The 24,587-nt window shown below is 69.3% G+C and carries 30 protein-coding genes; 15 read left to right on the top strand and 15 right to left on the bottom strand.

Annotated features, from left to right (window positions below; genetic code table 11):
- Positions 1 to 35 precede the first annotated feature (35 nt).
- Positions 36 to 521: an NUDIX domain-containing protein gene (locus ITJ62_RS03125; RefSeq protein WP_228497800.1), complete on the top strand. Its 486-nt coding sequence runs from the start codon at positions 36 to 38 to the stop codon at positions 519 to 521.
- Complete coding sequence (locus ITJ62_RS03120) at positions 518 to 1,180, top strand: HAD-IA family hydrolase (RefSeq protein WP_194599650.1); 663 nt, start codon at positions 518 to 520, stop codon at positions 1,178 to 1,180. The genes ITJ62_RS03125 and ITJ62_RS03120 overlap by 4 nt, the downstream gene beginning before the upstream one ends.
- Here ITJ62_RS03120 and ITJ62_RS03115 read toward each other — a convergent pair.
- Together ITJ62_RS03115 and ITJ62_RS03110 are read right to left on the bottom strand one after the other, a co-directional pair.
- Positions 1,130 to 2,803, bottom strand: a complete 1,674-nt coding sequence (locus ITJ62_RS03115; RefSeq protein ID WP_194599649.1) for a RecQ family ATP-dependent DNA helicase — start codon at positions 2,801 to 2,803, stop codon at positions 1,130 to 1,132. The two genes, ITJ62_RS03120 and ITJ62_RS03115, sit on opposite strands and share 51 nt — an antisense overlap.
- 150 nt (positions 2,804 to 2,953) lie before the next feature.
- On the bottom strand, positions 2,954 to 4,228 hold the full coding sequence (locus ITJ62_RS03110) for an MFS transporter (RefSeq protein ID WP_194599648.1): 1,275 nt from the start codon (positions 4,226 to 4,228) through the stop codon (positions 2,954 to 2,956).
- Positions 4,229 to 4,514: 286 nt separating this feature from the next.
- On the opposite strand from ITJ62_RS03110, the gene ITJ62_RS03105 reads away from it, so the two are divergent.
- A complete protein-coding gene (locus ITJ62_RS03105) occupies positions 4,515 to 4,859 on the top strand; it encodes a hypothetical protein (RefSeq protein WP_194599647.1) in 345 nt (114 codons plus the stop codon).
- A 19-nt stretch (positions 4,860 to 4,878) separates the two neighbouring features.
- On the opposite strand, the gene ITJ62_RS03100 is transcribed toward ITJ62_RS03105, so the two are convergent.
- The 3 genes from ITJ62_RS03100 to ITJ62_RS03090 are packed head-to-tail and all read right to left on the bottom strand — an operon-like array spanning position 4,879 to position 6,919.
- Complete coding sequence (locus ITJ62_RS03100; protein WP_194599646.1) at positions 4,879 to 5,766, bottom strand: serine hydrolase; 888 nt, start codon at positions 5,764 to 5,766, stop codon at positions 4,879 to 4,881.
- Positions 5,763 to 6,083: a hypothetical protein gene (locus tag ITJ62_RS03095; RefSeq protein WP_194599645.1), complete on the bottom strand. Its 321-nt coding sequence runs from the start codon at positions 6,081 to 6,083 to the stop codon at positions 5,763 to 5,765. The genes ITJ62_RS03100 and ITJ62_RS03095 overlap by 4 nt, the downstream gene beginning before the upstream one ends.
- Entirely contained in the window at positions 6,080 to 6,919 is an 840-nt protein-coding gene (locus ITJ62_RS03090) for an NAD(P)-dependent oxidoreductase (protein WP_194599644.1), read from the bottom strand. Before ITJ62_RS03090 ends, ITJ62_RS03095 begins: the two co-directional genes overlap by 4 nt.
- Positions 6,920 to 7,016: 97 nt before the next feature.
- On the opposite strand from ITJ62_RS03090, the gene ITJ62_RS03085 reads away from it, so the two are divergent.
- Entirely contained in the window at positions 7,017 to 8,372 is a 1,356-nt protein-coding gene (locus tag ITJ62_RS03085) for a PLP-dependent aminotransferase family protein (protein ID WP_194600230.1), read from the top strand.
- On the opposite strand, the gene ITJ62_RS03080 is transcribed toward ITJ62_RS03085, so the two are convergent.
- Complete coding sequence (locus ITJ62_RS03080; protein ID WP_194599643.1) at positions 8,329 to 8,880, bottom strand: alpha/beta hydrolase; 552 nt, start codon at positions 8,878 to 8,880, stop codon at positions 8,329 to 8,331. The genes ITJ62_RS03085 and ITJ62_RS03080 overlap by 44 nt on opposite strands.
- A gap of 99 nt (positions 8,881 to 8,979) precedes the next feature.
- On the opposite strand from ITJ62_RS03080, the gene ITJ62_RS03075 reads away from it, so the two are divergent.
- The 3 genes from ITJ62_RS03075 (at position 8,980) to ITJ62_RS03065 (ending at position 10,667) form a co-directional block, all read left to right on the top strand.
- On the top strand, positions 8,980 to 9,435 hold the full coding sequence (locus ITJ62_RS03075) for an Lrp/AsnC family transcriptional regulator (RefSeq protein WP_192019422.1): 456 nt from the start codon (positions 8,980 to 8,982) through the stop codon (positions 9,433 to 9,435).
- Between the two features lie 113 nt (positions 9,436 to 9,548).
- Positions 9,549 to 10,055, top strand: coding sequence for a GNAT family N-acetyltransferase (locus ITJ62_RS03070; RefSeq protein ID WP_194600228.1), 507 nt, complete (start codon positions 9,549 to 9,551; stop codon positions 10,053 to 10,055).
- A gap of 75 nt (positions 10,056 to 10,130) precedes the next feature.
- On the top strand, positions 10,131 to 10,667 hold the full coding sequence (locus ITJ62_RS03065; protein WP_194599642.1) for an MOSC domain-containing protein: 537 nt from the start codon (positions 10,131 to 10,133) through the stop codon (positions 10,665 to 10,667).
- A gap of 26 nt (positions 10,668 to 10,693) precedes the next feature.
- Here the strand turns inward: ITJ62_RS03065 and ITJ62_RS03060 are convergent, their stop codons facing one another.
- The 3 genes from ITJ62_RS03060 to ITJ62_RS03050 all read right to left on the bottom strand — a co-directional run bounded on the left by ITJ62_RS03060 (position 10,694) and on the right by ITJ62_RS03050 (position 12,031).
- Positions 10,694 to 11,011 carry a transcriptional regulator gene (locus ITJ62_RS03060; protein ID WP_194599641.1) on the bottom strand — a complete coding sequence of 106 codons (318 nt, stop codon included), beginning with the start codon at positions 11,009 to 11,011 and terminating at the stop codon, positions 10,694 to 10,696.
- Entirely contained in the window at positions 11,011 to 11,520 is a 510-nt protein-coding gene (locus ITJ62_RS03055) for a hypothetical protein (protein WP_194599640.1), read from the bottom strand. Before ITJ62_RS03055 ends, ITJ62_RS03060 begins: the two co-directional genes overlap by 1 nt.
- A 91-nt stretch (positions 11,521 to 11,611) precedes the next feature.
- Entirely contained in the window at positions 11,612 to 12,031 is a 420-nt protein-coding gene (locus tag ITJ62_RS03050; protein WP_194599639.1) for an Lrp/AsnC family transcriptional regulator, read from the bottom strand.
- A 70-nt stretch (positions 12,032 to 12,101) separates the two neighbouring features.
- Between ITJ62_RS03050 and ITJ62_RS03045 the strand changes: the two genes are divergently transcribed.
- Positions 12,102 to 12,728 carry a LysE family transporter gene (locus tag ITJ62_RS03045; RefSeq protein WP_194599638.1) on the top strand — a complete coding sequence of 209 codons (627 nt, stop codon included), beginning with the start codon at positions 12,102 to 12,104 and terminating at the stop codon, positions 12,726 to 12,728.
- Between the two features lie 220 nt (positions 12,729 to 12,948).
- Positions 12,949 to 13,179: a hypothetical protein gene (locus tag ITJ62_RS03040; RefSeq protein WP_194599637.1), complete on the top strand. Its 231-nt coding sequence runs from the start codon at positions 12,949 to 12,951 to the stop codon at positions 13,177 to 13,179.
- Positions 13,180 to 13,259: 80 nt separating this feature from the next.
- Here ITJ62_RS03040 and lpdA read toward each other — a convergent pair whose 3' ends face one another.
- Complete coding sequence (gene lpdA / locus ITJ62_RS03035; protein WP_194599636.1) at positions 13,260 to 14,660, bottom strand: dihydrolipoyl dehydrogenase; 1,401 nt, start codon at positions 14,658 to 14,660, stop codon at positions 13,260 to 13,262.
- A 144-nt stretch (positions 14,661 to 14,804) separates the two neighbouring features.
- On the opposite strand from lpdA, the gene ITJ62_RS03030 reads away from it, so the two are divergent.
- Together ITJ62_RS03030 and ITJ62_RS03025 are read left to right on the top strand one after the other, a co-directional pair.
- Complete coding sequence (locus ITJ62_RS03030) at positions 14,805 to 15,800, top strand: NADP-dependent oxidoreductase (RefSeq protein ID WP_194599635.1); 996 nt, start codon at positions 14,805 to 14,807, stop codon at positions 15,798 to 15,800.
- A 32-nt stretch (positions 15,801 to 15,832) separates the two neighbouring features.
- Entirely contained in the window at positions 15,833 to 16,693 is an 861-nt protein-coding gene (locus ITJ62_RS03025; RefSeq protein WP_194599634.1) for an alpha/beta fold hydrolase, read from the top strand.
- Between the two features lie 120 nt (positions 16,694 to 16,813).
- Here the strand turns inward: ITJ62_RS03025 and ITJ62_RS03020 are convergent, their stop codons facing one another.
- Together ITJ62_RS03020 and ITJ62_RS03015 are read right to left on the bottom strand one after the other, a co-directional pair.
- Positions 16,814 to 17,677, bottom strand: coding sequence for an alpha/beta hydrolase (locus ITJ62_RS03020; protein ID WP_194599633.1), 864 nt, complete (start codon positions 17,675 to 17,677; stop codon positions 16,814 to 16,816).
- Positions 17,678 to 17,843: 166 nt separating this feature from the next.
- Entirely contained in the window at positions 17,844 to 18,557 is a 714-nt protein-coding gene (locus ITJ62_RS03015; RefSeq protein ID WP_194599632.1) for an SDR family oxidoreductase, read from the bottom strand.
- A 132-nt stretch (positions 18,558 to 18,689) separates the two neighbouring features.
- Between ITJ62_RS03015 and ITJ62_RS03010 the strand changes: the two genes are divergently transcribed.
- Positions 18,690 to 19,292, top strand: coding sequence for a TetR/AcrR family transcriptional regulator (locus ITJ62_RS03010; RefSeq protein ID WP_194599631.1), 603 nt, complete (start codon positions 18,690 to 18,692; stop codon positions 19,290 to 19,292).
- Between the two features lie 49 nt (positions 19,293 to 19,341).
- Here the strand turns inward: ITJ62_RS03010 and ITJ62_RS03005 are convergent, their stop codons facing one another.
- From ITJ62_RS03005 to ITJ62_RS02995, 3 genes are read right to left on the bottom strand one after another with little or no spacing between them, the layout of a single operon-like run.
- A complete protein-coding gene (locus tag ITJ62_RS03005; protein ID WP_370581792.1) occupies positions 19,342 to 20,073 on the bottom strand; it encodes a DUF3349 domain-containing protein in 732 nt (243 codons plus the stop codon).
- A gap of 2 nt (positions 20,074 to 20,075) precedes the next feature.
- Entirely contained in the window at positions 20,076 to 20,384 is a 309-nt protein-coding gene (locus ITJ62_RS03000) for a hypothetical protein (RefSeq protein ID WP_194599630.1), read from the bottom strand.
- Between the two features lie 11 nt (positions 20,385 to 20,395).
- Entirely contained in the window at positions 20,396 to 21,607 is a 1,212-nt protein-coding gene (locus ITJ62_RS02995) for an inorganic phosphate transporter (protein WP_194599629.1), read from the bottom strand.
- 242 nt (positions 21,608 to 21,849) lie between these two features.
- Here ITJ62_RS02995 and ITJ62_RS02990 point away from each other — a divergent pair, with 242 nt between their 5' ends.
- The 3 genes from ITJ62_RS02990 to ITJ62_RS02980 all read left to right on the top strand — a co-directional run bounded on the left by ITJ62_RS02990 (position 21,850) and on the right by ITJ62_RS02980 (position 24,504).
- The gene (locus ITJ62_RS02990) at positions 21,850 to 22,674 is read left to right on the top strand and encodes a helix-turn-helix domain-containing protein (protein WP_194599628.1); all 825 of its coding nucleotides are present in this window, start codon (positions 21,850 to 21,852) and stop codon (positions 22,672 to 22,674) included.
- Positions 22,675 to 22,851: 177 nt separating this feature from the next.
- Complete coding sequence (locus ITJ62_RS02985) at positions 22,852 to 23,547, top strand: hypothetical protein (protein WP_159877217.1); 696 nt, start codon at positions 22,852 to 22,854, stop codon at positions 23,545 to 23,547.
- A gap of 90 nt (positions 23,548 to 23,637) precedes the next feature.
- The gene (locus tag ITJ62_RS02980; RefSeq protein ID WP_194599627.1) at positions 23,638 to 24,504 is read left to right on the top strand and encodes a hypothetical protein; all 867 of its coding nucleotides are present in this window, start codon (positions 23,638 to 23,640) and stop codon (positions 24,502 to 24,504) included.
- Positions 24,505 to 24,587 lie beyond the last annotated feature (83 nt).

The following is a 24,587-nucleotide window of genomic DNA, read 5'->3' as shown; positions in this document are numbered from 1 at the left end:
ACGTTCCGGTCAGACCGGTTCCGTAGACTCCCCGCATGCCGATGTCCGACTACGTCGCCTCGATCCGCGCCCACATCGGGACCGGGTTCCTCATGCTCCCAGGGGTCACCGCGGTGATCAGGGACGGGGACCGGTTCCTCCTCGGTCGCCATCACCACTCCGGCTTGTGGAGTCTGATCGGCGGCGGTGTCGAGCCAGGTGAGGAGCCCGCCGACGCACTGCTCCGTGAGGTCCTCGAGGAGACCGGCGCCCGGGTTCGCATCCGTGGCATCGTCGGGGTGTACGGCGGTGAACCGATGATGGTGCGCTACCCGAACGGCGACCACGTCGGGTACGTCACCACCGCCTACGACTGCGAGCTCCTCAGTGAGGCGACCGCAGACCCTGAGGAGCTCCTTGAACTCGGCTGGTTCGCTCGGGACGAGATCCCGACGCTGCCGCGACGCGACTGGATCGATCGCGTCATCGCCGACGCCCCTGGAGATGAGTCGGCGGGTAGCGAGGAACGGGTCGGGTCGTGATCAGCGTCGTCCTGTTCGACCTCGACGGCGTGATCCGACACTTCGATCCGGCACCGGTGTCCGACATCGAGGTCAGGTACGGGCTGCAGCCCGGTGCGCTCGCCGGGATCGCCTTCGCGGCGCCGCTCATCGACGAGGTCACCACCGGCCGGATCACGAGAGCCGAATGGGTCAGCCGGATCGGACACCTCGTCGGTGACCAGGCGGCAGCTGAGGAATGGGGTGCTCAGACGTGGTCGGTCGACGACGCGCTGCTGGAGCTGTCCGACGAGATCCGATCCGCGGGCTTGACGACTGCGGTGCTCACGAACGGCACGGACACCATCGCTGCTGAACTCGCAGCCTCGGGCATCGCCGACCACTTCGACGCGATCTTCAACTCGGCGGACATCGGCTTCGCGAAACCCGACGTCCGAGCGTTCCAGCACGTGCTCGATGCGCTGCAGGTGCGGGGCGAGGACGTCTTCTTCACCGATGACTCGGCAGCGAAGCTCGCCGGAGCAGCACGCCTGTCGATGTCCACGCACCGGTTCACGACGGTCGACGACCTTCGGGGTCGCCTGCACGCCGCGGGAGTACCGGTTCGCGGTGCGCAGGCGCCCGAGCGCTCAGGCCGAGGCGAGCTCTCGGGCGGTGAGGACGCCGGTCTCGAGCGCTGAGAGCGCCACGACCTTGTAGCCCTCGGCGTCGAAGAAGATGGTGACGCGGTCGGGCTCGACGCCCATCACGGTGCCTGGACCGAACTCTTCGTGTTGCACCGCCTGGTCGACGTGCAACGGCGAGGCGTCGCTGGCGCTGTCCGTCCCGGCGTGCTGCTGTGCCCGCTCCTGCTCCTGATGCGCTTCGTGCCGTTCGCAGCCGTCGCAGTTTCCGCACCACTCCGGGGCCTCGACACCGAAGTACTCCAGCAGGACCCGCCGACGGCAGTGCGACGTCTCGGCGTAGGCGCGCATCATGGCCAGCCGTGACTCCGCGATCCGCTCGCGTGACTCGAGCGTCTCCCGAACGGCGCCGATCGCGCGCTTCGGACCCACCTCGTCGATGGCGCGGACGCCGTCGGCGGTGTCGACGAGCCCGGCGTCCGCGAAGTCGTTGACCAGGCGGGCGACCGTGCGCCGCGGCCGATCGAGATGCTCGGCCAGATCGCCGACGGTCGCGCCCGGGGTCGCGCGGACGGCCCGCCACACGGCGCGCAACGCCGACTCCGACACCGACCGCTTGGTGAAGAAGCGGCGGAGCCCGAGATCCTCCGCCCGGTAGTGCAGCGCGGTGGTCGCCGGCTCACCGTCCCGCCCCGCGCGGCCAACCTCCTGGTAGTAGGCGTCGAGGGACTCGGTGGTCGTGGCGTGCAGGACGAAGCGCACGTCGGCGCGGTCGATCCCCATCCCGAACGCCGAGGTCGCGACGACGACGTCGAGTTCGCCGGCGCGCCAGCGATCGTGGACGGTACGACGTTCTGAGGTCTTCAGGCCGGCGTGGTAGGCGGCCACCCGGCGTCCCTCGGCCGCGATCTCCTCGGCGTAGCGTTCCGTGTCACGACGCGTCGCCACGTAGACCAGCCCGGGCGCGGTCCAGGCGCGGGCTTCGTCGACGACCGCGGCTCGTTTCTCCGCTTCGCTCTCGTGTCGGTGCACGACGAGCCGGATCTCCGGACGGTCGACGCCGTGCACCTGGACGTCCGGATCGTGCATGCGCAGGCGTTCGATGATCTCGGCGCGGACGGGGCCGGAGGCGGTCGCCGTCATGGCGAGGACCGGAGGGTCGCCGAGTTCGTGACGGACGTCGGCGAGGCGCAGGTAGTCGGGACGGAAGTCGGTTCCCCACGAGGACACGCAGTGCGCCTCGTCGACGACCATGAGTGAGACACCGGCCGTGCTGAGGCGGGCGACGGTCTCCTCGTTCGCGAGCTGTTCCGGAGCCAGCAGCACGTAGACGGGCCCGTCCTCGTCGATGCGTTCCCAGGCCTCCGCGATCGCATGCAGCCCGAGCGAGGCGTTGAGCGCAACGGCCGGAGGGGCCGCCGGCGCCGCCTCGATCGAGGCGAGTTGATCGGCCTGCAGTGCGACCAGCGGGGAGATCACCAGGGTCACGCCACCGCGCTGGGCGCCGGCGACCTGGTAGACCGCCGACTTCCCGCCGCCCGTGGCGAGGACGAGGAGCGTATCGCGCCCCGCGACGGCCGACTGGATCGCCTCCCGCTGTCCTGGCAGGAACGTCTCCCAACCGAAGTCATCGCGAGCGATGCGATCGACGGAACCGGAGGACGTACGAGAGGAACCCATGTCCGTGACGGTACCTCCGCCCACCGACCTCCCGAGCCCGCTTGACGGCTGCCCCGGGCTCTGCAACACCAGCACGGCGACCGGTGTCGGTGGCTCGTTCTAGCGTGGGACCCGGTCGACGTCGCATCCCCAGCTGACAGTCCTCGGGCCTCACCGGTGAGGCTTGAGCGAGACATCTTCGCGACGTCGGCCCGCCTTCGCTCGCGCTTGCGCCGACCCTGCGGACGCGACCGCGATCAGGACGAGGACCATGAGCGTCGGCATCGCGGCCTCGACGCCTCCCTGCGCGACGAGCACGCCGGTGAGCGCGGCGCTCGCCGCGATACCCGCGGCGGAAGCCGAGTTGATCCAGGTGAACCCCTGCGTCAGTTCCCGTGGGACGACCGTCGCCTGCACGATCTGCGAGGACGAGGCGAGCAGCGGTGCGATCGCGGTCCCGCCGACGAGGAGCATGATCGCCAACCCGAGCAGGGTCGGCCAGACGGCGCCGACGAGGACGGCGAGCGTGAGGACGACGGACGCGATCAGCTGTACGGTCTGGGGCCGCGGGGTCGATCGCAGCGCACCGTACAGCGCGCCGGCGACGATGCTCGCAGCGCTGGAGAGCGCGAGGACGAGTCCGATGAACGGTTGCCGTCCCTCCGTGGTCGCCGCCGCCGTGACGAGGAGCGGTACCGCACCGAAGAAGCACCCCAGCCCGAGGTTCACCCCGAGCGCCGCGAGGAACGGCGGGGCGAGGAGGGTAGATCGGTGGGTGTCCGCCCCGCGCTCCGGTCGACGTCGCGGTAGCGGTGCGGTGGAGCGTTGGAGGGCGAGTGCGACACAGCCGGCCGCCAAGAGGATCGCCGCCACCACGGACCCGGCCCACGGTGCCAGGAGCGTGTTCGCCAGGGTGGCGAGGATCGGTCCCGACAGGAACACGACGTCGTTCACGTTCGCCTCGAGGGAGAAGGCGGTCCGGAGCGCTGCGGGCTCTGGAAGCAGATGCGACCAGCGTGCCGCCGACAGGGCGCCGGGCTGCGGGATCGCGGCGCCCGCGACGACGACGATCGCCAGGGTGATGCCGATCGGCGCATGTCCTGCAGTGGTGATCGCGACGACGACTGCACCGACGTGCACGAGCACGGCCACCGGCACGGTCGCCGTCTGGCCCCACCGGTCGATGAGTCGTGCGATCTGCGGACCGACCACCGCCTCGGCGAGCGCGAACGCCCCTGTCGCCGCCCCTGCGGCCGCGAACGAATCCGTCGCGCGCTGGATCGAGAAGAGCAGACCGAGCCCGGTCATGGCGACGCCGAGCCGGGCGAGGGCCGCAGCGAGGAAGAACTGCGGCGCCCGCGGCCGGGCGAGGACACCGCGGTACCGGCTGGCGGCCGAGCGGAAGGGGCCGAGGATGGAGGGCGGGAATGAGCGAGCAGTCGTCATGGACGATGCCTCCGAGGCGGAGCGGGGGATCGGTCGGCAGACAAGTCGGCCTGGGCTTCGACGATCACCACGACACCGCGGTACCCGTCCATCGTGCCCGCCAGGCCTGTGGGGCGCAAGCGACGCGAGCCGTCCGTGGTGGATGGTCCGCGTCAGGTGTGGGTGGTTGGTGCGGTGGGGTTCGGTTTTCCGTGCTCCGCGGGCGGTCCTGGCGCTGGTATCTTACGGATGGCGCCGACACCACCGGGGTGTGACTCCGGGTGCGACGGCGGGTGACGAGGTATCGATGCGAACAGTCGGCGTACTGGACAGTGACGACCGCGCCCGCGCGTCGGCCGTGTCGTGGCTCGGCTCCCACGCGCCTGATCTGCAGGTGACGATCGCGGCGTCGTCCTGGGGCGAGATGCTCACGGACGACCGGTTCCCACCGAGCGCCGTCGTGTTGTGCCCGCGAGCTGGGGACCGCGTCGACATCGCGTACAAGGCGCGTGTCTGTCGCATCCTCGACATCGACGTGGTCGTGCTCTCCGACGCTCCGCAGCAGGAGATCCGGTCCGGGCACCGGAGCGTCGGCGCCACGTTCGTCTCGACCGTCGAAGCGGCGGCGGGAGTGCTCCGCGCCGGAAGCTGACCCGCGCCCGCAGCCGGGCTCAGCCCGTGGTGTCGGTGAGGAGCGAGGACACGGAGGCCGCGATGCGGTCGGCACCCTCATGGTCCTCGGCCGTGATGGCGACCACGGCGTCGCCGGCGAAGATGACGAGCTGCCCGTATGCGCCGTGGAGTCGCCAGGCCGCGCCCGGACCATCCCATCCGGCGAGCGCATATCGCTCGTAGCCGATGCCGGTTCCGGAGGATACCCAGTCGGTGTGCATGGCGTCGATCCACTCCGGTGACAGGAGTTGTTCGCCTGCCCACCGGCCACGGTCGCGGATGAGGCGGCCGATGCGCGCGAGTTCCGTGGTGCGAAGCTGCAGCCCGCCGCCGGATGCGATGAATCCGCGGGGGCATCGCTCCCAGGGTGCGTCGTGGATGCCGAGCGGCGCGAGGACTCGCTGCTCGAGGTAGTCGCCGACGTCACCGACCCGGGTCTCGAGTGCGCGCATCGCCGTGTAGGTGCTGGCGTTCGAGTACTGGAAGACGCGACCACGGGACGGCCTGCTCAGGAACTCGAGGGTCAGGTCCGGCCAGTCGGACAGCAGGGTCGGCGACCAGGGGAGGTCGACGCCGCTCGTCATGTTCAACAGGTGCCGGAGGGTGACGTCGGCGGTGCCCTCGCCGAACTCGGCTTCCGGGAAGACGGTGCCCAGCGTGGTGTCCATCGTGATGAGGCCGTCGTCGATGGCGAGGCCGGCGGCGAGCACGCAGACGCCCTTCGCTGCGGAGTGGATGTCCTCACGGACGTCCTCGGTCCAGCGATGCCCTGCTTCGTCGTCACCGGCGAGCACGTGCAGGCCGTGCGCGCCGAAGCCTTGCTCGGCGACCTGCTGGACGATGCGGTCGCGGAGGAGGGCTGCTCGGGTCGTGTCGGCTCGGGTCACGGCTCAAGTCTGCCCGACCGGCGCACAGCGCGCGGACGCCGTTCATCGCAGGGTTCACCGTGACGACGTCGAGGCTCGCCGGGCGACCTCGCGTACGGCGCGGCCCACCCGCCCGTCGCCCAATGGAGCGCCGGTAGGAGGACCCACGTGAGGGACGCGACGAGGACGGTCGCATTGGCGACGACCGTGGCCAGGCGTGGCCAGCCGTTGGTGAGCGGGCCGAGGCCGATGTTCAACGCGATGCTCATCGGCAGGACCCCGGCGAGGGTGACGACGGCCTGCCGCCAGGATCCGCGACGGAATCGGCGCTGATTCACGCGAAGAACCCATCGCGCCAGCTCGGGTACCGCAACGTGAGACCTGCCGCTCTGGCGGCGGCGTTCGACACCGGACGGCCGATGTCGCCTGAGGTCGATGCCGTCGGCGGCGGCGCGCCGACTGCAGCGGCGAACCGCGGCACCCACTCGTGGCCATTGGCGGGTTCGTCGTCGACGACGTTCCACGTCCCGCCACCCCATCCGAGTGCGAGCAGGAGTGCCGCGGCGGCATCGGAGGTGTGCACGAACGAGGTGACGGTCTCCGTGGCCGGGAGCTCGCCCGCACGGGCGGCATCACCGAAGCGTCCGGTGGTCGAATACCAGGTTCCGGGCCCGTAGAGCTGGCCGAACCGGAGGACCCCGCCGTCGTCGAGCTCCTGCACGGCGCCCTCGAGGGCACGCACCGCTGCGATCGTCGTCTGTCGGGGCGCCGGTGCGTCCAGATCGAGCAGATCGGACTCCGTCGCGAGATCGCGACCGGGGGAGTGGATCCAGGAGATGCTCTCCGCGACCATCCGCGTCGTTCCGGCCTCGTGGGCCGCGTCGACGAGGTGACGGGTGCCCGCAGTGCGCAATCGTGCGTTGCTCCCCGAGTCTCCCGCGGTCAGATCGGTCAGGAGGTGCACGATCGCGTCCGGCCGGGTCTCGACCACCGCCCGCACCGTCGCGGTCCGGTCGAGGACGTCCAGCAGGAACGGTGTGGCCCCGGTATCCGTGACGCCCGCGAACTTCGAGTGCGACCGGGTCGTCGCGATCACCTCGTGACCTGCTGTCCTGAGCAGTGGGATGAGCGCGCGCCCGAGCACGCCCGAACCACCCGCGATGAACACCCGCATGAGCACGTCCTTCCAGAAGATACGGTTCGACCCTATTCCGGCGGTGGACCGATGATGAGTGCCAGAACGAGCCGCATATCCTGGTCCAGTGGACCTGATGCTCCAGCTGGACCCGACGTTGCCGAAGACCCGTGCCGTCGAACACGCCATCCGTGCCGCGATCGCCGATGGACGGGCTCGACCCGGTATGCGATTGCCATCGTCCCGGGAACTCGCGCTCGAGCTCGGGGTGGCTCGCAACACGATCGTGGCCGTCACCGACGACCTCGTCGCCGAAGGTGTGCTCGAGGCCAGAGCCCGCGAGGGCACGTTCGTCGCGCGCAGCGTCGCGCCACTCCACAGCGCAAGCCGGACGGCAGCGAGTGCCGGACCGGAGTTCGACCTCAGGCCGGGGCGACCTGAGGCGGGGTCCTTTCCGACCGCGCGTTGGCTCACCGCCATCCGGCGTGCCGGCGCCGCAGCTGCCGACGTCGACTCCGACGGTGCCGGCAGCATGGCGCTGCGCTCCGAACTCGCCTCCTACCTCGCCCGGGCTCGGGGTGTGGAGACGACCGCCGACGCCATCGTGATCTGCGCCGGCTACCGGTCTGCGAGCACGCTCCTCGCGGCAGCGCTCGCGGCAGGCGGAGCGTCGTCGGTCGCGATCGAGGACCCGTCGCTGTTCGGCATCGAACGCCCATGGTCGACGTCGGGGCTGACCGTGTCCGACCTCGTCGTGGACGAGGACGGCGCGGACATCGGTCGGCTCGATGCGCGCACGGACGCCGTCGTGCTGACGCCGTCGCACCAGTTCCCACTGGGTGGGGCGTTGGCCCCGGCGCGACGTCGACTCGTCGTGGATTGGGCGATGGCGAACGGAGGCCTCATCGTCGAAGACGACTACGACGGCGAGTTCCGCTTCGACCGCCGCCCGGTCGCCGCGTTGCAACGGTCGGCACCGGAGCGCGTGGTCTACGCCGGCAGCGTGAGCAAGACCCTCGCACCAGACCTCCGCCTCGGGTGGCTCGTGTTGCCGCGCGACCTCGTGCGTCCGGTCGTCGACGCGTCCGAAGCGCTCACGGGCGGCGCGCCGATGCTGAACCAACTGGCTCTCGCCGACCTCATCAGGACCGGCGAGTACGAGCGTCACATCCGCCGTCAGCGCCGCGAGTACGCCCGCCGTCGCACCCATCTCCAGCAGGCGCTGCGCAGCGTCGGTCTCGAGGTCCCCGGTCTTGCCGCCGGGCTGCACGGCCTCATTCCGCTTGGCGATGCCGCCCCGACGGTGCTGTCCCGGCTCGAGTCCCAACCCGATCGTGTCGGCGTCCATCGCCTCGCGCGCTACACCCGGAGCCACGACCGCCCTGAGGCCCTGGTCGTCGGGTTCGCCACGCCGTCGCGAGCGCGGTTCGAGCCGGCGGTCGCGGCCCTCATGTCGCTGCTGGCAGCTCGCGACTCCCGACCCCCGCGCTGAACGCGGTCAGCAGTCGCCGGCCCTCCGGCCAGGCGCCGAGTCCACTGGCGGAGTTCACGTGGCCCTGCCGCCCGATGCTGATCCGAGGCACGCCCCACGTTGCGGCGAACCCGGCCGCGCGTGCCTCCGAACAGTACGGGTCGTCGTCACTGGTCACGAGCACTGCGGGTACGGATGGCCGGACGTCGAGATCCTCGGCGAACGCAGCGGCGACCGTCGGGAACCGCGGCTCGTCGGGATCGGGGGCGGCGACGAGGAACAGCCCGGCGACCCGTGCAGGGTTCGCCGCCGCCCAGCGGACGGCCAGCAGACACGAGAGGCTGTGGGCCACCAGGATCGCCGGTTCATCCCCCACCGCGCGGTCGAGGGCGGCGGACCAGTCGTCGAGGTCCGGCTCGTCCCAGGAGGCCGGCGCGAACCGTCGGATCGCGGGTGTCTCGCGCTCCCAGAGGGACTGCCAGTGGGCCTCGTCGGATCCACCGATCCCGGGCATGGTGATGATCGACATGGGATTCCTTCGTCGTGGTCGGGCGATCTACCCTCAGCGTGCCAGCTGAACCATCGGTGTCAGCAGCTGGAGCGTCATCATCCGTTGTTTACTAAGCAGATGACGGACGATGCTTCGCTTTCCTTCGATCGAACGGATCAGACGATCCTCGACGTGCTCCAGGTCGACGGGCGAACCACGATGACCGACCTCGCCCGGCTCGTGCATCTGTCCCAGCCGGCGGTGTCGGCGCGGGTCCGCAAGCTCGAGCTCGCCGGCTACATCACCGGCTACGGGGCTCGGGTGTCGCCGCAGAAGCTCGGGCTCACGACGCACGCCGTCGTCCGACTCCGGACGACCCACGCGCAGATCCAGGCGTCGCTGACCCAGTTCGACGAGCTGCCGGAGATCCACCGGATCTACCGCGTGACCGGCGAGGACTGCTTCGTCCTCGACGTGCACGCCCCCTCGCCGGAACGCCTCGAGCAGATCATCGACGCCATCGGCCGGTTCGGTCCCGTCAGCACGGCCCTGGTGCTGCGCGAGTACCCGGCCCACCCCATCGCCAGCCGCTGAGTCTCAGTCAGCGGTACCACTCCTCGTCGATCGCATCGGGGTGGTCGAGTGCGCCCGGCGGCGACTACCGTTGACGGGTGTTCACCGTGATCAACCTCGCCGACGGAATCGACATGCGGCCCTTGGAACTCGGCGACGCGCGGGAACTCGCCGCGGCATACGTGCGGAACCGCGACCATCTGGCCCCGTGGGAGCCGGCCCGATCCGAGGAGTTCTTCACCGAAGCGGCGCAGGCGGCGGACCTCACCAGCAAGCTCGCGTCGAGTGCCGCCGGGAGCGGGTACTCGTTCGGCTTGTTCGACGGCTCGATGGTCGTGGGCCGCTTCAACTTGTCCGGTATCGCCCGCGGCCCGTTCCAGAACGCCGCGCTCGGCTACTGGGTGGACGCGGAGTACGCGGGCAAGGGCCTCGCGACGGCCGCTGTGCAGGCGATCGTCCGGGTGGCACGCGACGATCTCGGCCTGCATCGGGTCGAGGCGAGCACCCTGCTGCACAACCACGGTTCGCAACGGGTGCTCCGCAAAGCCGGGTTCGAGCACATCGGCATGGCGCCGTCGTATCTGCGGATCGCCGGCACCTGGCAGGACCACAACCTGTACCAGGTGATCCTGCACCGCTGAGTGTCTTGGACCGGGCGCCGGGACACGAGTATCGGGGACTTCCGTCGATCCTGTTCCCCCGTGCACACTGGGGTGATGACAAACGCCCGTGTCGTCTCGGTCAGCAGCGACGAGGAGCACCGTTTCTCCAAGCCGCGACGGGACGCGATCACGCTCGTCGCCGGGCTGGGTGTCGAGGGGGACGCGCATTCCGGTGCGACGGTGCAGCACCGGTCCCGCGTGAGACGAGACCCCTCGCAGCCCAATCTCCGGCAGGTCCACCTCATCCACCGGGAGCTGTTCGCGGAGGTGGACGCCGACCTCACTCCGGGTGAGCTGGGCGAGAACATCACCACCGAGGGGTTGGACCTCCTCGACCTCCCCGCGGGTGCAGTGCTCCGACTCGGAACGGACGCCGTCGTCGAGGTGACTGGGCTACGGAACCCGTGTGTCCAGATCGACCGCCACGAACCTGGCCTGCTCAAGCAGGTTGTCGGTACGGACGCCGAGGGCCGCACCGTCCGCAAGACGGGAGTCATGGGTGTCGTACTGGTCGGTGGCGTCGTGCAGCCCGGTGACCCGATCACCGTGGAGCTTCCGGACGGAGCCCGCGAACCCCTCGCGCCGGTCTAGACAGCGCTGAGATGGTCACCCCGGGATCACTCGACCGGCACTCCCACGGCGATGTTCGCCAGTGCGGCGAGGTGCGCTTCGAGCGCGGTCGATCCGGTCGGCGTGAGCGTGACCCAGGTGAGTCGCCGCGAGTCGGTTCGGGCGCTCGACCGTTCCTTGCGCAGTGAGACCAGGCCGGCGTCGGCCAGTACCTTGAGGTGCTTCGAGAGCTTCGCATCGTCGATGGCGAGTGCATCACGCACGACGGAGAACTCCAGTTCGTCGACGCTTCGGAGGAGTCCGCAGATCCGTAGTCGCAGGGGCGCGTGGATCAGCTCGTTGAAGGCGGGTGCGGGACTGCTCATCAGGCAGGCGAGGTTCTCGGGGCCGCGATCTCCTGGCGGAGGGCGTCGTCGTATCGTCGTCCCAGCACGACGGTTGCCACGAACGTCACGCCTGCCGGGATGAGTGCCCACCACGGCGAGACGTCGAGGAACTTGAACGCCAGGCTGCATGACATGGCCGCGACGAGCACGACGAGTGTCGCGATCAGCAGGCGCCGGCTGCGTGGACCGGCCGGCTTCGTGACGACGACCCCGGAGACACGCGCGTACGTCGTGGTCAGGACAGGGAGCGCCATGATTCCCAGGGCGATCCCGGCGATCGGCCAAACCCCGGGGAGGGCGTGGGCGCCGGCGAAGACCGCGGTGATGAGGCCGAGAGCCGGGTGGTACCACCACGGCGTGATGATCCGAGTGGCGAGTCGCTCGCGGTCGCGCGTGATGTCATCGAGCGTGGTCTGAGCCTGCGTCCGCGATGCCCGATGCGATCCCGATGATGCATCTGTCGGATGGTCCTCAAAGTCGCTTTCCATGATCGCAACTCTACGAGATGACTTGCGGGTGTCGCAACTGAACTCGAGTGTCGAGCTGGGGTCCTGTCGCTCATTCGTGCCGACTTCAGGCCTACCGGAGCGCCAGCCGCGTCTGCGTGTGGGTCGCGCCGCCATCGTTCTTCATGCTGCGGAGGAGGCGGTCGAGGGCGGCGGTGCCGGCGACGCGGATGTGGACGAGATAGTCGTAGGCGCCGGTGACGTGCACCGCGTCTCTGATCTCGGGGATCCGTCGGGTCCACTCCAGGAACTCCTCCGACTTGCGCGCAGGGTCGAGTCGGACGTCGATGAACGCCTCCAGGCCGTCCTCGGCGACCGGGGCATCAGAGCCGAGGATCGCGCGGTACCCGGTGATGACACCACTTCGCTCCAGACGACGGACACGGGCCGCCGTCGCATTCGTGCTCAAGCCGATCTGGCGACCGAGCTCACTGAACGATATCCTCGCGTTCACCTGGAGCACGTCGATGATTTCACTGTCGAGATCGTCCATGCGACACAGTATGCCGTCTCACTGCCAGAACGCACCGTCGGGACCGGTGCGCTGCACCAGAGTCGTCGGCATGGATGTTCTCCTCGCCCTCCTCGCCGGGTCCGTCGCCGGCCTCGCTCTGGCCGCGCCGCTCGGCGCGATCGGGATCCTGCTCCTCCAGGAGGGCATCACGCGCGGGCTGCGCCGTGGGCTGCCTGCTGCCGCCGCCGTGGCGACGGTGGACGTGTCGTACTGCACGGTCGCCGTCGCTGCCGGTGCGCTCGCCGGTCCCATCGTGAGCGGCTGGTCTCCCTGGCCGCAGCTCCTCGGTGGTGTCGCCGTCATCGCGCTTGGAGCGCACGGTCTTCTGCAGGGCCTCCGTGCGAAGCCGTCAGCCAGGGAATCGCCCGCTGATCGCTCGGGCACCTCGCGTCAGCGCTACCTGATCTTCCTCGGCCTGACGGCGCTCAACCCGGCCACCCTGGTGTACTTCGCGGCGATCTTGACCGGGCTGGCCGAGTTCACGGAGTCAGGGCCGACGGCGGTAGCGTTCATCGTGGGTGTCGGGCTCGCATCCTTCGGCTGGCAGGTGCTGCTGGTGGCGCTCGGAGCCGGACTCCGGCGGAGGACGGGCGGGTCCTTTCGGAGGTGGACGGCCGTCGTCGGCAACGGCTTGATCGTCGCATTCGGTGTCGCCCTCATCGTCCAGGCGGTGTGACCGTTCAGGTCTGCGAGGAAATCGGCGATTCCCAACGGACCTCGCCATCTTCGATGCCTTCACGATCGATGTTCTGGCTGTCTCGTCGCGGAGAGCACGTCGGCGACGCGGTCGGCGAACCCCTTCTGATGCCCGTCGCGGTTGACAGCTCGTCGGTCGGGGCGTTCCCTGGAGGAAGTCACAACGCCGTGACCAACAGCTGAACGGAAAGGGGTCTTCGATGGATACGGGACTGAGGCGGGCTGACACCCGGTCGTTCATCGCGGCCGTGGCGTTGTTCCTCATCGCGATCGCGTGGTGGTCCGGCCTCTTCGGGCCGAACAACGCACCGGTGCCCGGTGGGTTCGGGACGTTGTTCGCGGTGGTCGCCTTCATCTGCCTGGTGGCGGGGGTGTTCGCCCGTCGGCGTCGGTTGCATGATGCACGCGCAGGAGATCGCGCTCCGCGCTAGCGGTGTCGGCCGCCGACCTCCTGACCGGCGACCGCGATCGCCAGCTGGTCAGGCTCGGTGGTCGCGCGGGCTCGTTGCGTTCACAGGTTGATCATGTGGCCCATGAGCCCGTGGAATCCCTCCTGCAGTGCCTCGCCGAGCGTGGGGTGCGTGTGCACGTTGCGAGCGAGTTCGGCGGCGGTCAGGTCCCACTTCTGGGCGAGGGTGAGCTCGGGAAGGAGCTCCGCGACGTCGGCTCCGATGAGGTGTCCGCCGAGGAGTTCGCCGTACTCGGCGTCGGCGATCAGCTTCACGAAACCGCTCGGATCGCCGAGTCCCTGTGCCTTGCCGTTCGCGACGAACGGGAACTTCGCCACCCTGATGTCGTGGCCCTCGTCGCGCGCCTGCTGCTCGGTGAGCCCGAACGAGGCGACCTGCGGCTGACTGAAGGTGGCGCGCGGCATCATCCGGTAGTCGCCGAGTGGCATGGTCTCCACGCCGGCGATGGTCTCGGCAGCGACGACCCCCTGGGCTTCGGCGACGTGTGCGAGCTGGAGCTTGGCCGTGACGTCGCCGATCGCATACAGGTGCGGCACGCTCGTGCGCATGAACTCGTCGATGGCGATCGCGCCGCGCTCCGTGAGTTCGACGCCGGTGCGCTCGAGGCCGTACCCCGTCACGCGTGGCGCGAACCCGACGGACATGAGGACCTTGTCGGCGCGCGCACTCGTCACGTCGCCCGAGGGGGAGCTGTACGTGACCGTCACGCCGCTGCCGTCGTCGACGACGGTCTCGACCTTCGTGGACGTCAGGATCTCGACGCCGAGCTTCTTGTGCTGGCGGGCGATCTCCTTGGAGACCTCCACGTCCTCGTTGGGCAGGGCGCGGTCGAGGTACTCGATGATCGTGACGCGCACGCCGTAGTTCACGAGGACGTAGGCGAACTCCATGCCGATGGCTCCGGCGCCGATGATGACGATCGACTCCGGGAGCTCGCGCGAGAGGATGTGCGATTCGTAGGTGACGACGCGGTCACTGAGGGCGACGCCGGGGAGCAGCCGGACGGTCGAACCGGTCGCGATGATGGCGTCGTCGAACGTGACGCTCTCCGACCCGCCACCGGTGAGGGCGATGTCGATCGTGCCGGCGTCGCGGAACGTGCCGCGCCCGTCGAACTCGGCGATGCCGTTCTTCTTGATCAGGAAATGGACGCCCTTGACCCGTCCGTCCGCCACCGAGCGGCTGCGATCGAACGCGACGCCGTAGTCGAACGTCACATCGCCGACGATGCCGAACTGCTCGGCCTGGTGTGTGAACGTGTGCGCCAGCTCCGCGTTCCGGAGCAACGCCTTCGACGGGATGCACCCGACGTTGAGGCAGACGCCACCCCAGTATCGCTCCTCGATCACGGCGACCGACTTGCCGAGTTGGGCGGCGCGCACCGCGGCGACGTACCCGCCGGGTCCGGCGCCGAGGATGACGAGGTCGAAGTGGATGCTCATGTAGTGCTCCTTCGGGGCGTGGTGTGGTCGGGGAGGTCGGGCGTCGGGATCGCTGCAAGCGCGCCTTGACAAAATAACTGAGTGAACTCATGATTGAGTTTACTCGGGCTAAGCCGGGAAATCGACCCGGAAGGAGCCCCACCCATGAGAGCGTTCACCATCTCGAGCTACGCGTCCCCACTGCACGAGACCGAGGTGCCCGAGCCCGTCGTCGGTGCCGGCGACGTCCTCGTGCAGGTACAGGCCGCCGGCCTCAACCAACTCGACGAGAAGATCCGTCTCGGCGAGTTCAAGAAGATCCTGCCGTACCAGTTGCCGATCATCCTCGGCCATGACGTCGCCGGGACCGTCATCCGCGTCGGTGCGCAGGTCCGCGGCTTCAAGCCCGGCGACGAGGTCTACGCGCGTCCTCGTGATCACCGCATCGGCACCTTCGCGGAGCGCATCGCCGTCGCAGAGGCGGATGTCGCGCTCAAGCCGGCGTCCATCAGCATGGTGGAGGCAGGATCCCTGCCGCTCGTCGCACTGACCGCCTGGCAGGCCCTCGTCGAGTTCGGCGACGTGCAGCCCGGTCAGAAGGTCCTCATCCACGCCGGTGCGGGCGGGGTCGGGTCGATCGCGATCCAACTCGCCAAGCAGCTCGGTGCGAAGGTCGCGACGACGGCCAGCGCCTCCAACGCGGACTTCGTGCGCGAACTCGGCGCGGACACCGTGATCGACTACCGCGCCGAGGATTTCGAGCAGCTCCTCCAGGGGTACGACTTCGTGCTCGACAGCCTCGGCGGCGAGAACCTCGAGAAGTCGCTCCGCATCCTCAAGCGCGGCGGAACGGCCGTCGGCATCGCCGGACCGCCCACCCCGGACTTCGCCCACTCCGCCGGCCTCAACGCGGTGCTCCGGCTCGCGATCTCAGCACTCAGCGGCAAGATCCGCAGGCAGGCCAAGCGGCTCGGCGTGAGCTACCGGTTCCTCCTCATGCGGGCGAGTGGTGACCAGCTGCGCGAGATCACCGCCCTCATCGACAGCGGGGCGATCCGTCCCGTCGTCGGACGGGTGTTCCCCTTCGACGACACGGTGGAGGCCCTCGGCTCGCTCACTGGCGGCGGCATCCGCGGCAAAGCCGTCATCGCCAACCCCTGACCCCTGATCCACCATTCCCGAGGAGCATCATCATGAGCAGCACCGGCAACGAACCCGTCATCACCTCATACGCGCAGGCTCCGGCCAAGACCATCAGCACCCGCGGCGTCACGTACGCCTACCGTGAGCTCGGGCCGAAGGGCGGCATCCCCGTCGTCTTCTTCGTCCACCTCGCGGCAACGCTCGACAACTGGGATCCCCGCATCATCGACCCCATCGCCGAGCACCGCCATGTCATCACCTTCGACCAGCGCGGCGTGGGCGCCTCGAGTGGGTCCGTGCCGGGAACGCTCGAGGAGGCCGCCGACGACGCCTACGCTTTCATCACGGCGCTCGGGTACGAGCTGATCGACGTGTTCTCCTTCTCCATGGGCGGCATGATCGCCCAGGACCTCGTCGTCAAGCACCCGGATCTCGTCCGTCGGCTCGTCCTCACGGGCACCGGCCCGCGCGGCGGGAAGGACATGGACAAGGTCGTCGGCACCACCTACTGGGACATCCTGCGCGCGACGCTGACGCGCTCCGACCTGAAGGAGTTCCTCTTCTTCAACCGTGATGCCGAGGGCAAGCGCGCAGCGAAGGCGTTCGTCAAGCGACTCTCGGAGCGCACGGTCGACCGCGACAAGGCCATCGGCACGAAGGCGTTCCAGACGCAGCTCAAGGCCATCCAGTGCTTCGGCCGCTCGGCCCCGTCCGACCTGTCGAAGATCACCCAGCCGACCCTCATCGCGAACGGCGACAACGACCGCATGGTCCCGTCGGTGCTCTCGAACGACCTGCACCGCCGGATCGCCGGATCGGAACTGATCATCTACCCGAACTCCGGCCATGGCAGCATCTTCCAGTACTGGGAGCGGTTCGCGCCGGTCGCGGTGCAGTTCCTCGCGGAGTAGCCCGCGGGTCGCCCGAGCGGTCGTCGACGCCGGTCAGAACGCGCTCACCCGCTGACGTCGGGCCGAGCTCAGGGCCGCATCCGCTGACGACATGGTGACCCGATCACGGCGCGGTCGCGCTCAGCGCGTGTGGCAGGCCTTGAGGTAACTCAGAAACGACGCCTGCAACCCTGTGACGTGGGTCTCGTGCAGCATCTCGCTGGAGAGTTCCGCGGACCGTCCCGCGCCGTGCAACCGATCCAGGACATCGAGGACGTTCCGTGCGATCCGCCGATAGATCGGCATGTCGCCCAGCACTTCCAGCTCGTTCAACGTCACATGCAGACGCTGCGCCGCCGTGCCGGGCGCTGGCATCGCCTCGAGGAGCGCGAACACCTGACTGTCGGGGCTCGCGACTCCCGGCGTACCCGCGCCGACGGACGCGAAGACGGGCGCTGCCCGCAGCCAGGCGTACAGCGCGAAGAGTCCGCCGTACGAGTAGCCGAACAGGCCGTGTCCGGTGTCGTCGACCCGCCACTGCGACTGCAGCCGCGGGTGCAGCTCGGTCGTCAGGAAATCGAGGAACCGGTCCGCCTGGGTGTCGGCGAGTTCGGCGAGATAGGCGTCCGCCTGCTCGTCGGTCATCGCGCCGGTCTCGCGGGCGGAGGTGACGGCGGCGATCATCTCCTCGCTCACGGGCTCGCCCGGCGGCACGAGGTCACGATTGCGCAGGTGAGCCCATGCGGCGGCCTCGTCGCCCGCGTACCCGACGCTGACCTGGATGTACGGCGCGATCTCGAGGAACGGGTCCGCTTGGGTCACGATCAGCGGTGCGGTCAGGCCGATCGCCCAGTTGCCGTCCACCACGTAGACGAGCGGCAGCGGATCCGCGTTCTCCGCATATCCCGGCGGCGTCGTCACCCACACCCCGTACCGATGTCCCGTCGAAGCGGTCATCTCGAAGTAGTCCGTGTCCGGCAAGCAGCCGTTCAGTATCGCGCTCATGACATCCCCCTGCAATGAAGCGGTCGTCCCCGTGCCCTCAATTCTTCCGGATGGTGGCCACGGGCGCCTCCCCCGAGCGGAGGAACGGGCCTCCCCGCGGACGGCGAAAGCGCCCAAAACGCTCCCGAACGCGATGTTCGGGAGCGTTCCGTGCGCTCTCGGAGGGTCAGCTGCGCACTGCGGCGAGCTGCGGGTAGACCGCCTCGAGTGGGGCGCTGAGCCCGGCCTTGAGCTGCACCGAGGTGTCGTCCGCGAGGACTTCGTACTCGCCGGCCTCCGTCGCGTCGAGCACCTTCGTCACGAGGACGGCGGGGTCGAGCTTCGGGTCGGTCGCACCGGCGGCCATCGCTGTGTCCACGTAGCCGACATGCACGCCGACGACGTGCACGCCCGCGGGGGCGAGCTCGAGGCGCAGCGAGTTTGTCGCCGACCAGAGCGCGGCCTTCGTGGCGCTGTAGATGCCCGCGACGGCGTACCAGCTGAGGGCGGAGTGGATGTCGATGATCGCGGATCCGGTGTTGGCGGCGAGGATCGGTGCGAACGCGCGAGCGAGGAAGAGCGGGCCGAGGAAGTTGGTCTCCACGTTGGTGCGGATCTCCTCGTCGGTGTGCGACAGGATGCCGGGCGTCGACGCGTTCGTGCCGGCGTTGTTGATGAGGATCGTGACGTCGGGGGCTGCCGCGACGGCGGCGGCGATCGACGCGGGGTCGGTGACGTCGAGCGCGAGCGGGACGACACGCTCGTCGTCCCAGGTGCGCGGGTTCCGAGCCGTGGCGTAGACCTTGCTGGCGCCGCGTTCGAGGGCGTCGCGGACGAAGTTGGTCCCGATGCCGCCGTTCGCGCCGGTGACGAGGACGACTGCTCCGTTGAGTGAGGGCATGTGGTTGACCGTTCTGTTCGAATGAGTGGTTCCGAAGTGGCCGTGGAACAATGAGCGACATCCAGTGATGTCGCGATCCAGTGACTATGCTCACAACTGAGCGCAATCATCTTGTATTCCCGAAGGACACCCATGACCGTCGAATCCCGACCGCTCGGTCGCCGCGAGCGCAACAAGCTCGACAAACTCGAACGCATCACCGCAGCAGCCGGCGAGCTGTTCGCCGAGCACGGGGTCGACGACGTGACCACGCAGCAGATCGCCGACCGGGCCGACATCGGCACCGGCACGCTCTTCCTCTATGCGAAGACGAAGGGTGAGCTCCTGCTGCTCGTGCAGAACTCCACCTACGCGGATGCACTCGTCCGCGGGGTGGCCGACGCCGACGCTGCAGCCGACCCGCTCGATGCGGTCATGGCGATCATCCGTCCGGTCGTGGAGTGCAATCGGAAGCAGGTCGACAACGGCCGCACCTACCTCCGGGAGATCGTCTTCGGCGATCCCGACGAGCCGTATCACCGCGCCGCGCTCGCCCTCACCGTGCAGACCGAGGAGGCGATCGCCGCGGTGTTGCGACGAGACGACGTCATGACCGCCGAGCGTGCCGCGACGACGGCGCACATCGTGTCCGCGATCATGTTCGTCAGCATGGCGGCGACGATCAACGCCGGGAACATCATCGACGAGATCGTCGCCGAGATCGAAGCACAGGTGCGGGTGATCCTCCCGAGCTGAACCGGGAGCCGTCGCGCAGGTGACTCCCAACGTGGACCGCGGGCGGGTTTCAGACCGCGAAGTCGCTCGGCCACCCGTGGTCGGCGAGCGACCGGCGGACCCGCTCCACATCCTCGTCGCTCGGCAGCTCCGCGGTGACCCGAGCGATCGCAGTGGCGACGTCGACCCGACTGAGCGACGTGTCACCCTCGGCAGCGAGGCGCGCACCCACCTCGGCCACCTCGGCGTCACTCAGCCGCCGGCGGAGGAGCGCCACGAGCGGGACGAAGTCCTGGTCGGGGAATCCCGCAGGGTACCCGGCTCGGAGCCAGCGCACGATGCGGGCGACCAGCCCTCCGCGTTCCTCGAGGAGGTTCGCGCGCGCCTCTCCGTCAGCAGCGGCTTGGTCGGCCGCCACCGCTCGGACGTCGTCCGGGTTCCCGAGCGGCCACCCCGCGCTCGCGAGCCGGGCGGAGACGCGGACGAGGTCCTCGGGGAGCGCCGGACCGAGGAGGAGCTGTTCGACACGCGCCCGCAGGCGATCGTGGCCGACCGGCTCGCCCGAGGCGTCGGCGTTCTCCGCCTCGACGAGCAGTCCGTCGACGACCTGGTCCAGCTCCTCGGGCGTGAGGCTCCGTCGGAGGATGCCGAGCAGCGGCACGTAGTCGTGCTCGGGCACGCCCGTCGGGTATCCGGCGCGGAGCCAACCGACGACGCGCGCCACCACGCCGGACCCGCTGCCAGCGACATCGACGCCGGCCACGTCTGCGCCGGTCGCGTCCACACCGTTCTCGTGCGACACGATCAGTCCTTCGGGGCGAAGGTCGGGATCACGTGTTCGAAGCTGACCTCCTGCCCCAGACCGGTGGCCACGATGATCGTGAGACCGACCAGCACCGCGGCGACGACGACGGCGAAGCACAGCACGCCGATGGCACGGAGGAGCGCCGACGGGAGCGTCGGCGTGGCCGGCGCGCTCCGGTCTTCGGAACCGGCACCTCCGGCGACCGCGAACGAGCGGACGCCCAGCGCGAAGAGCGCGGGTAGCCCCGCGCCGAGCACGAGCGCGATGACGGCCACCTGGGCGGCGGCTTCGAGGAAGAGCATGAACATGTCCGACGTCCTTACGCTGCGGTCTTCTGCGACGAGCGGGCGGGGGCGTCCTGCCAGTCGTCGTTCACGTTGTGGGATCCGATGCTGTCGCGGCGCGAGCGGAGGTAGATGGCGAGCGCGACACCCACGAGGATCGCGACCATGAGCATTCCGCCGATCGCCCCGCCCACGAGGTGACCGAGCCACCACATGACCGCGCCCATGAGGGCGGCAGCCGGGAGGGTGATGACCCAGGCGACGACCATCCGGAGGGCCACCCGCCAGCGCACCTGCGCCCCCGGCCGTCCGACCCCGGAGCCGAGGATCGATCCGGTCGCGACGTGCGTGGTGCTGAGGGCGAAGCCGAGGTGGCTCGAGGCGAGGATGACCGCGGCGGAGGAACTCTCGGCCGCCATGCCCTGCGGCGTGTTCAACTCCACGATGCCCTTGCCGACGGTGCGGATGATCCGCCACCCGCCGATGTACGTGCCGAGCGAGATCGCGAGGGCACACGCGAGCTTCACCCACAGCGGAACCGACTCGGTGTCGTCCCAACCGCCGGCCGCGATGAGCGCGAGGGTGATGACGCCCATCGTCTTCTGGGCGTCGTTCGTGCCGTGGGCGAGCGAGACGAGCGACGCGCTGCCGATCTGCCCGATCCGGAAGCCGCGGTGGAGACGCCCCTGGGCGAGGTTGCCGATGACCCGGAAGACGAGCCAGGTGCCGATCGCAGCCACCGCGCCGGCGAGCACCGGCGACATGAGGGCCGGGAGGATGACCTTGCCGACGACACCGTCGAGCTTCGAGCCGTCACCGGCCCAGTTCACACCGTTCATGCCGAGGCCCGCGAGCGTCGAGCCGATGAGACCGCCGAAGAGTGCGTGCGACGAGCTCGACGGCAGACCGAGCAGCCAGGTGAGGAGGTTCCAGATGATGCCGCCGATGAGCCCGGCGAGCACGATCAGCAGGAGCGCCGAACCGCCGCCCTCGAGGAGCGCCGGATCGGGAGCTCCCGACGAGTCCTGGATCTTCACGACCGCGTTCGTGACGGTGAGCGCGACTTCGATGCTGAGGAACGCACCCACGAGGTTCAGCACCGCCGAGAGCGTGACCGCGACCTTCGGCGGCAGCGCACCGGTGGCGATGGAGGTCGCCATCGCATTCGCCGTGTCGTGGAATCCGTTCGTGAAGTCGAAGGCGAGCGCCGTGATCACGACGAGCGAGAGCAGGATGATGGGGTCCACGGCGACGAGCTTGCTCCTCGATCGCGGGATCGACAACGGGTGAGCGGGCGGATTCACCCGTTGTTCACGTCGGGAGGGGCGAGAGTGGGCGAGCCCGGCGCGTCAGTCGCCCGGACCCGTCAGTCCACCTTGGCGAGCCCGACCCGCTCGAACGCCGTCGAGGTCAATGCGTGCCGATACAGTGTGAGGCGGCGCCTCCGAGCACTGCGGACCGGGGGCGAACTGGCGGCTGGCGGGGGCTCATGGGCGAACGGCGACATCTCGGACTGCACCTCGACCACCGGGTCCACGAATTCAGCCTCCTCCTCCAGGACCCACCGTTCGACGACATCGAACCCGAGACGCGAGCATGGCTCCGGGCCCGGTACGCCGAGATCGTTCCCGTCGTCCTCCCGGCCGCATTGCGTGCCGTGGAGCGCGGCGGACCCATCTCGCCCAGGTGTCTCACCGAGCTGAGAGGTGTGGCGATCCGTTCGGCGAACGAGCCGGGGGCGACCTTCTCCACGGCCCTACGGGGGTCGTATCCGGCGCTGGCGGTGTTCTCAGCCGTCATGTTTGAACTCCAGCCCGCCCGACCCTCGCAGGTCGTGCTCGCCATGACGCGCGCTACCTGGGTGGCTCACGAGCTCGGATCCTGCTGGCTCGAGAGTTGGAACCAGGAGCGGGCACGGCTCGATCGCGCCCAGGGATCGCTGGTGCCGGTCGGAGCGGTCGTCGCCGAGGGCGTCGTCGAAGCGCCGGTCGAACTGATCGCCACCGGTCCGGAGCTCGACGAGACCGAACAGCACATGCTGACGCTCACCGCGTACGGGCTCTCGAACGATGACATCGCCAAGCAGACGAACTACAGCCGACAGGCGGTCAGCTGGCACCTCGGCAAGCTCATGAAGGCCTGGAACGTGCAGAACCGGACCGCGCTCGTGGCGGCGGCGTTCGTCCGCGGTGTGCTCGCCGCCAGATTCCGCCGCCGTCCGTCGACTCCGGCGCAGCTCGAAGCGGCGCATCGTCATCCCGAGGTCGCCCTGGCGCAGCCCAGCGAGCGCGAGGACGACGACCAGCACGCATGACGACCACGGTGGCCCGCGCCTCTATCACGCATTCGTCGACCCCCGCGGCTCTTTAGGCGATCGCCTCAGCATCCGCCGCTTCCGTTGTCGAGCCCGAGTCGTTGGCGGCATGCTGACGACACGTCGGAACGACCGGCGGGGAACAGCGACAGGAACGTACGGCGAAAGGACGGAACCATGAACACCGAGACCACGACCACACACGTGAACGCCACTCGATTCAGCGGAGGTCGGAAGCGGAACCTTCTGGCCGCCGGGTCACTGCTCGCGCTCACCGGGGCGCTGATCGCCGGAGGTCCCGCATCCGCCGACGAGGACCCCTACAACGACGACATGCTGATGAAGACCTGCAACGGGGAGCCGGCGTCGACGGGTGCCATGGAGGGCTCGTGCACCTTCGAGGTGCAGGGCGAGACCCCACTCCCGCTCGAATGGGTGCGCTACGGCGAGCCGCTGTCCAACTGCAACGACGGCGCGGTCAGCGACCTCAAGCTCACGCTGGGTGACGTGAAGTCCTTCGCCCAGTCGTGGACCACCGGCGGGGGCGTCTCCCTCAACATCAAGGACGTCGTGAGCATCGAGGCCAGCGGTGGTTACACGGAGACCAAGACCACGACCAACGAACGCCGGGCCGAGGTGACGGCGGTTCCGGGCTACAAGAACGCGGTGACGGCGGGAACCCAGTACGTCGAGCAGACCGGCCGGATCCGCGTCGACATCACCGTGTACGAATTCCAGGGTGGAGACGGCTACTCGCAGAGCACCGAGACCCACTACATCGACGACGTCAAGCGCAAGGCGCCGACGGGGCACTTCGAGACCGGGCAGGACAACGTCCCCTGCAGCGAGGACTTCCAGGTCCCGGTGGGGTGACACCGTGCACGCGACGCGCTGACGACGGGGTCGCCGAGGTGGTTGCCCTTCGCGGCCCCCGATGTCGGCGGCCCGTCGTAGGTTCGGCTCGTGCCGGAACGTGTGGAAGCGTGGTGGGCCCGCCGTCAGTGGTCGAAGGGTCTCGAGACGCCGTACCCGGTGGGCGCCTACCGGCAGGCCTGGGCGTCGTTCCCCGCGCTGTGGCGTCAGTACCACGCCGATCTCAACGCCGGCATCGTCCTCAGTCAGGTGCCGCCGGCCGCCGACGTCCTGCTGCAGTGGCAGTGCGATCGGGGTCACCGGTTCGTCGCGACGCCGGCTGAGCAGCGCTCGCGGCCCGGACGCGAGCGTCGCCGCAGTGCGTGGTGCCCGGAGTGTTCCGATGAGGCCGATCCATCGAGGGTCGTCGCGTTGCCGATGCGGGAGTCGGTGACCGATCCGGTGCCCGCGGTCGCCGGGCTCATCCGGGAGCGTCGTGCGCGCCCGAAGCCGTCGCTGTGCGAGAAGACCCCGGACCTGCCGGTGGGGGAGGCCTTCACGTCCGTGTGCGCGCCGAAACCGGCGTCCGCCGTCGAGGCTCAGCTGCGCGCGGACGTCCATCAACGGCTGGCGCTGACCGAGGGACTGAACGCCGTGCGGGTGCAGCGTCCGTTCTTCCAGCACCTGGAGGTGTGGCCCGACTTGGTCTACCCGGAACTGCGCATCGCCATCGAGTACGACAGCATCGGCCGGCACGGACTCGAGCACGTCGGGCGCCGCGAGGAGGTCGACCGACGGAAGGACCGCGCGCTGCGGTCCGCCGGATGGGAGGTCGTCCGCCTCCGCACCGGGAAGCTCGAGCCCCTTGGCCCCCACGATCTCCAGCTCTCCTCATGGAACCGCCGTGCGCTTGACCGGCTGGTCGACACGCTCAGGGCGATCCGAGGCCCGTTCATGGTCGACGCGTATCTGCGGTGATCCGCAGGTGCCACGACAGGCCGATGATGCGTTACCCTCGTCGCAGAGGGAAAAATCCCGTCGTGCTTCGGCCGGCGGAAACG

It is taken from the genome of Plantibacter sp. VKM Ac-2876, from assembly GCF_015350715.1.
Classification (GTDB): domain Bacteria; phylum Actinomycetota; class Actinomycetes; order Actinomycetales; family Microbacteriaceae; genus Plantibacter; species Plantibacter auratus.
The sequence above is the reverse complement of the archived record's forward strand: the minus strand, read 5'-3'. Positions and strand labels throughout refer to the sequence as shown.

Bases quoted from the DNA above. Each gene is read 5' to 3' on its own strand.
- ITJ62_RS03065 (WP_194599642.1), top strand. From the start codon at position 10,131: ATGACAAACGCCCGTGTCGTCTCGGTCAGCAGCGACGAGGAGCACCGT.
- ITJ62_RS02990 (WP_194599628.1), top strand. From the start codon at position 21,850: ATGGGCGAACGGCGACATCTCGGACTGCACCTCGACCACCGGGTCCAC.
- ITJ62_RS03000 (WP_194599630.1), bottom strand. From the start codon at position 20,384: ATGTTCATGCTCTTCCTCGAAGCCGCCGCCCAGGTGGCCGTCATCGCG.
- ITJ62_RS03015 (WP_194599632.1), bottom strand. From the start codon at position 18,557: ATGCCCTCACTCAACGGAGCAGTCGTCCTCGTCACCGGCGCGAACGGC.
- ITJ62_RS03080 (WP_194599643.1), bottom strand. From the start codon at position 8,880: ATGTCGATCATCACCATGCCCGGGATCGGTGGATCCGACGAGGCCCAC.
- ITJ62_RS03090 (WP_194599644.1), bottom strand. From the start codon at position 6,919: ATGCGGGTGTTCATCGCGGGTGGTTCGGGCGTGCTCGGGCGCGCGCTC.
- ITJ62_RS03030 (WP_194599635.1), top strand. From the start codon at position 14,805: ATGAGAGCGTTCACCATCTCGAGCTACGCGTCCCCACTGCACGAGACC.
- ITJ62_RS03115 (WP_194599649.1), bottom strand. From the start codon at position 2,803: ATGGGTTCCTCTCGTACGTCCTCCGGTTCCGTCGATCGCATCGCTCGC.
- ITJ62_RS03010 (WP_194599631.1), top strand. From the start codon at position 18,690: ATGACCGTCGAATCCCGACCGCTCGGTCGCCGCGAGCGCAACAAGCTC.
- ITJ62_RS03125 (WP_228497800.1), top strand. From the start codon at position 36: ATGCCGATGTCCGACTACGTCGCCTCGATCCGCGCCCACATCGGGACC.
- ITJ62_RS03045 (WP_194599638.1), top strand. From the start codon at position 12,102: ATGGATGTTCTCCTCGCCCTCCTCGCCGGGTCCGTCGCCGGCCTCGCT.
- ITJ62_RS03105 (WP_194599647.1), top strand. From the start codon at position 4,515: ATGCGAACAGTCGGCGTACTGGACAGTGACGACCGCGCCCGCGCGTCG.
- ITJ62_RS03040 (WP_194599637.1), top strand. From the start codon at position 12,949: ATGGATACGGGACTGAGGCGGGCTGACACCCGGTCGTTCATCGCGGCC.
- ITJ62_RS03085 (WP_194600230.1), top strand. From the start codon at position 7,017: ATGCTCCAGCTGGACCCGACGTTGCCGAAGACCCGTGCCGTCGAACAC.
- ITJ62_RS03020 (WP_194599633.1), bottom strand. From the start codon at position 17,677: ATGAGCGCGATACTGAACGGCTGCTTGCCGGACACGGACTACTTCGAG.
- ITJ62_RS03070 (WP_194600228.1), top strand. From the start codon at position 9,549: ATGCGGCCCTTGGAACTCGGCGACGCGCGGGAACTCGCCGCGGCATAC.
- ITJ62_RS03050 (WP_194599639.1), bottom strand. From the start codon at position 12,031: ATGGACGATCTCGACAGTGAAATCATCGACGTGCTCCAGGTGAACGCG.
- ITJ62_RS03075 (WP_192019422.1), top strand. From the start codon at position 8,980: ATGACGGACGATGCTTCGCTTTCCTTCGATCGAACGGATCAGACGATC.
- lpdA (WP_194599636.1), bottom strand. From the start codon at position 14,660: ATGAGCATCCACTTCGACCTCGTCATCCTCGGCGCCGGACCCGGCGGG.
- ITJ62_RS03110 (WP_194599648.1), bottom strand. From the start codon at position 4,228: ATGACGACTGCTCGCTCATTCCCGCCCTCCATCCTCGGCCCCTTCCGC.
- ITJ62_RS03025 (WP_194599634.1), top strand. From the start codon at position 15,833: ATGAGCAGCACCGGCAACGAACCCGTCATCACCTCATACGCGCAGGCT.
- ITJ62_RS03060 (WP_194599641.1), bottom strand. From the start codon at position 11,011: ATGAGCAGTCCCGCACCCGCCTTCAACGAGCTGATCCACGCGCCCCTG.
- ITJ62_RS03055 (WP_194599640.1), bottom strand. From the start codon at position 11,520: ATGGAAAGCGACTTTGAGGACCATCCGACAGATGCATCATCGGGATCG.
- ITJ62_RS02985 (WP_159877217.1), top strand. From the start codon at position 22,852: ATGAACACCGAGACCACGACCACACACGTGAACGCCACTCGATTCAGC.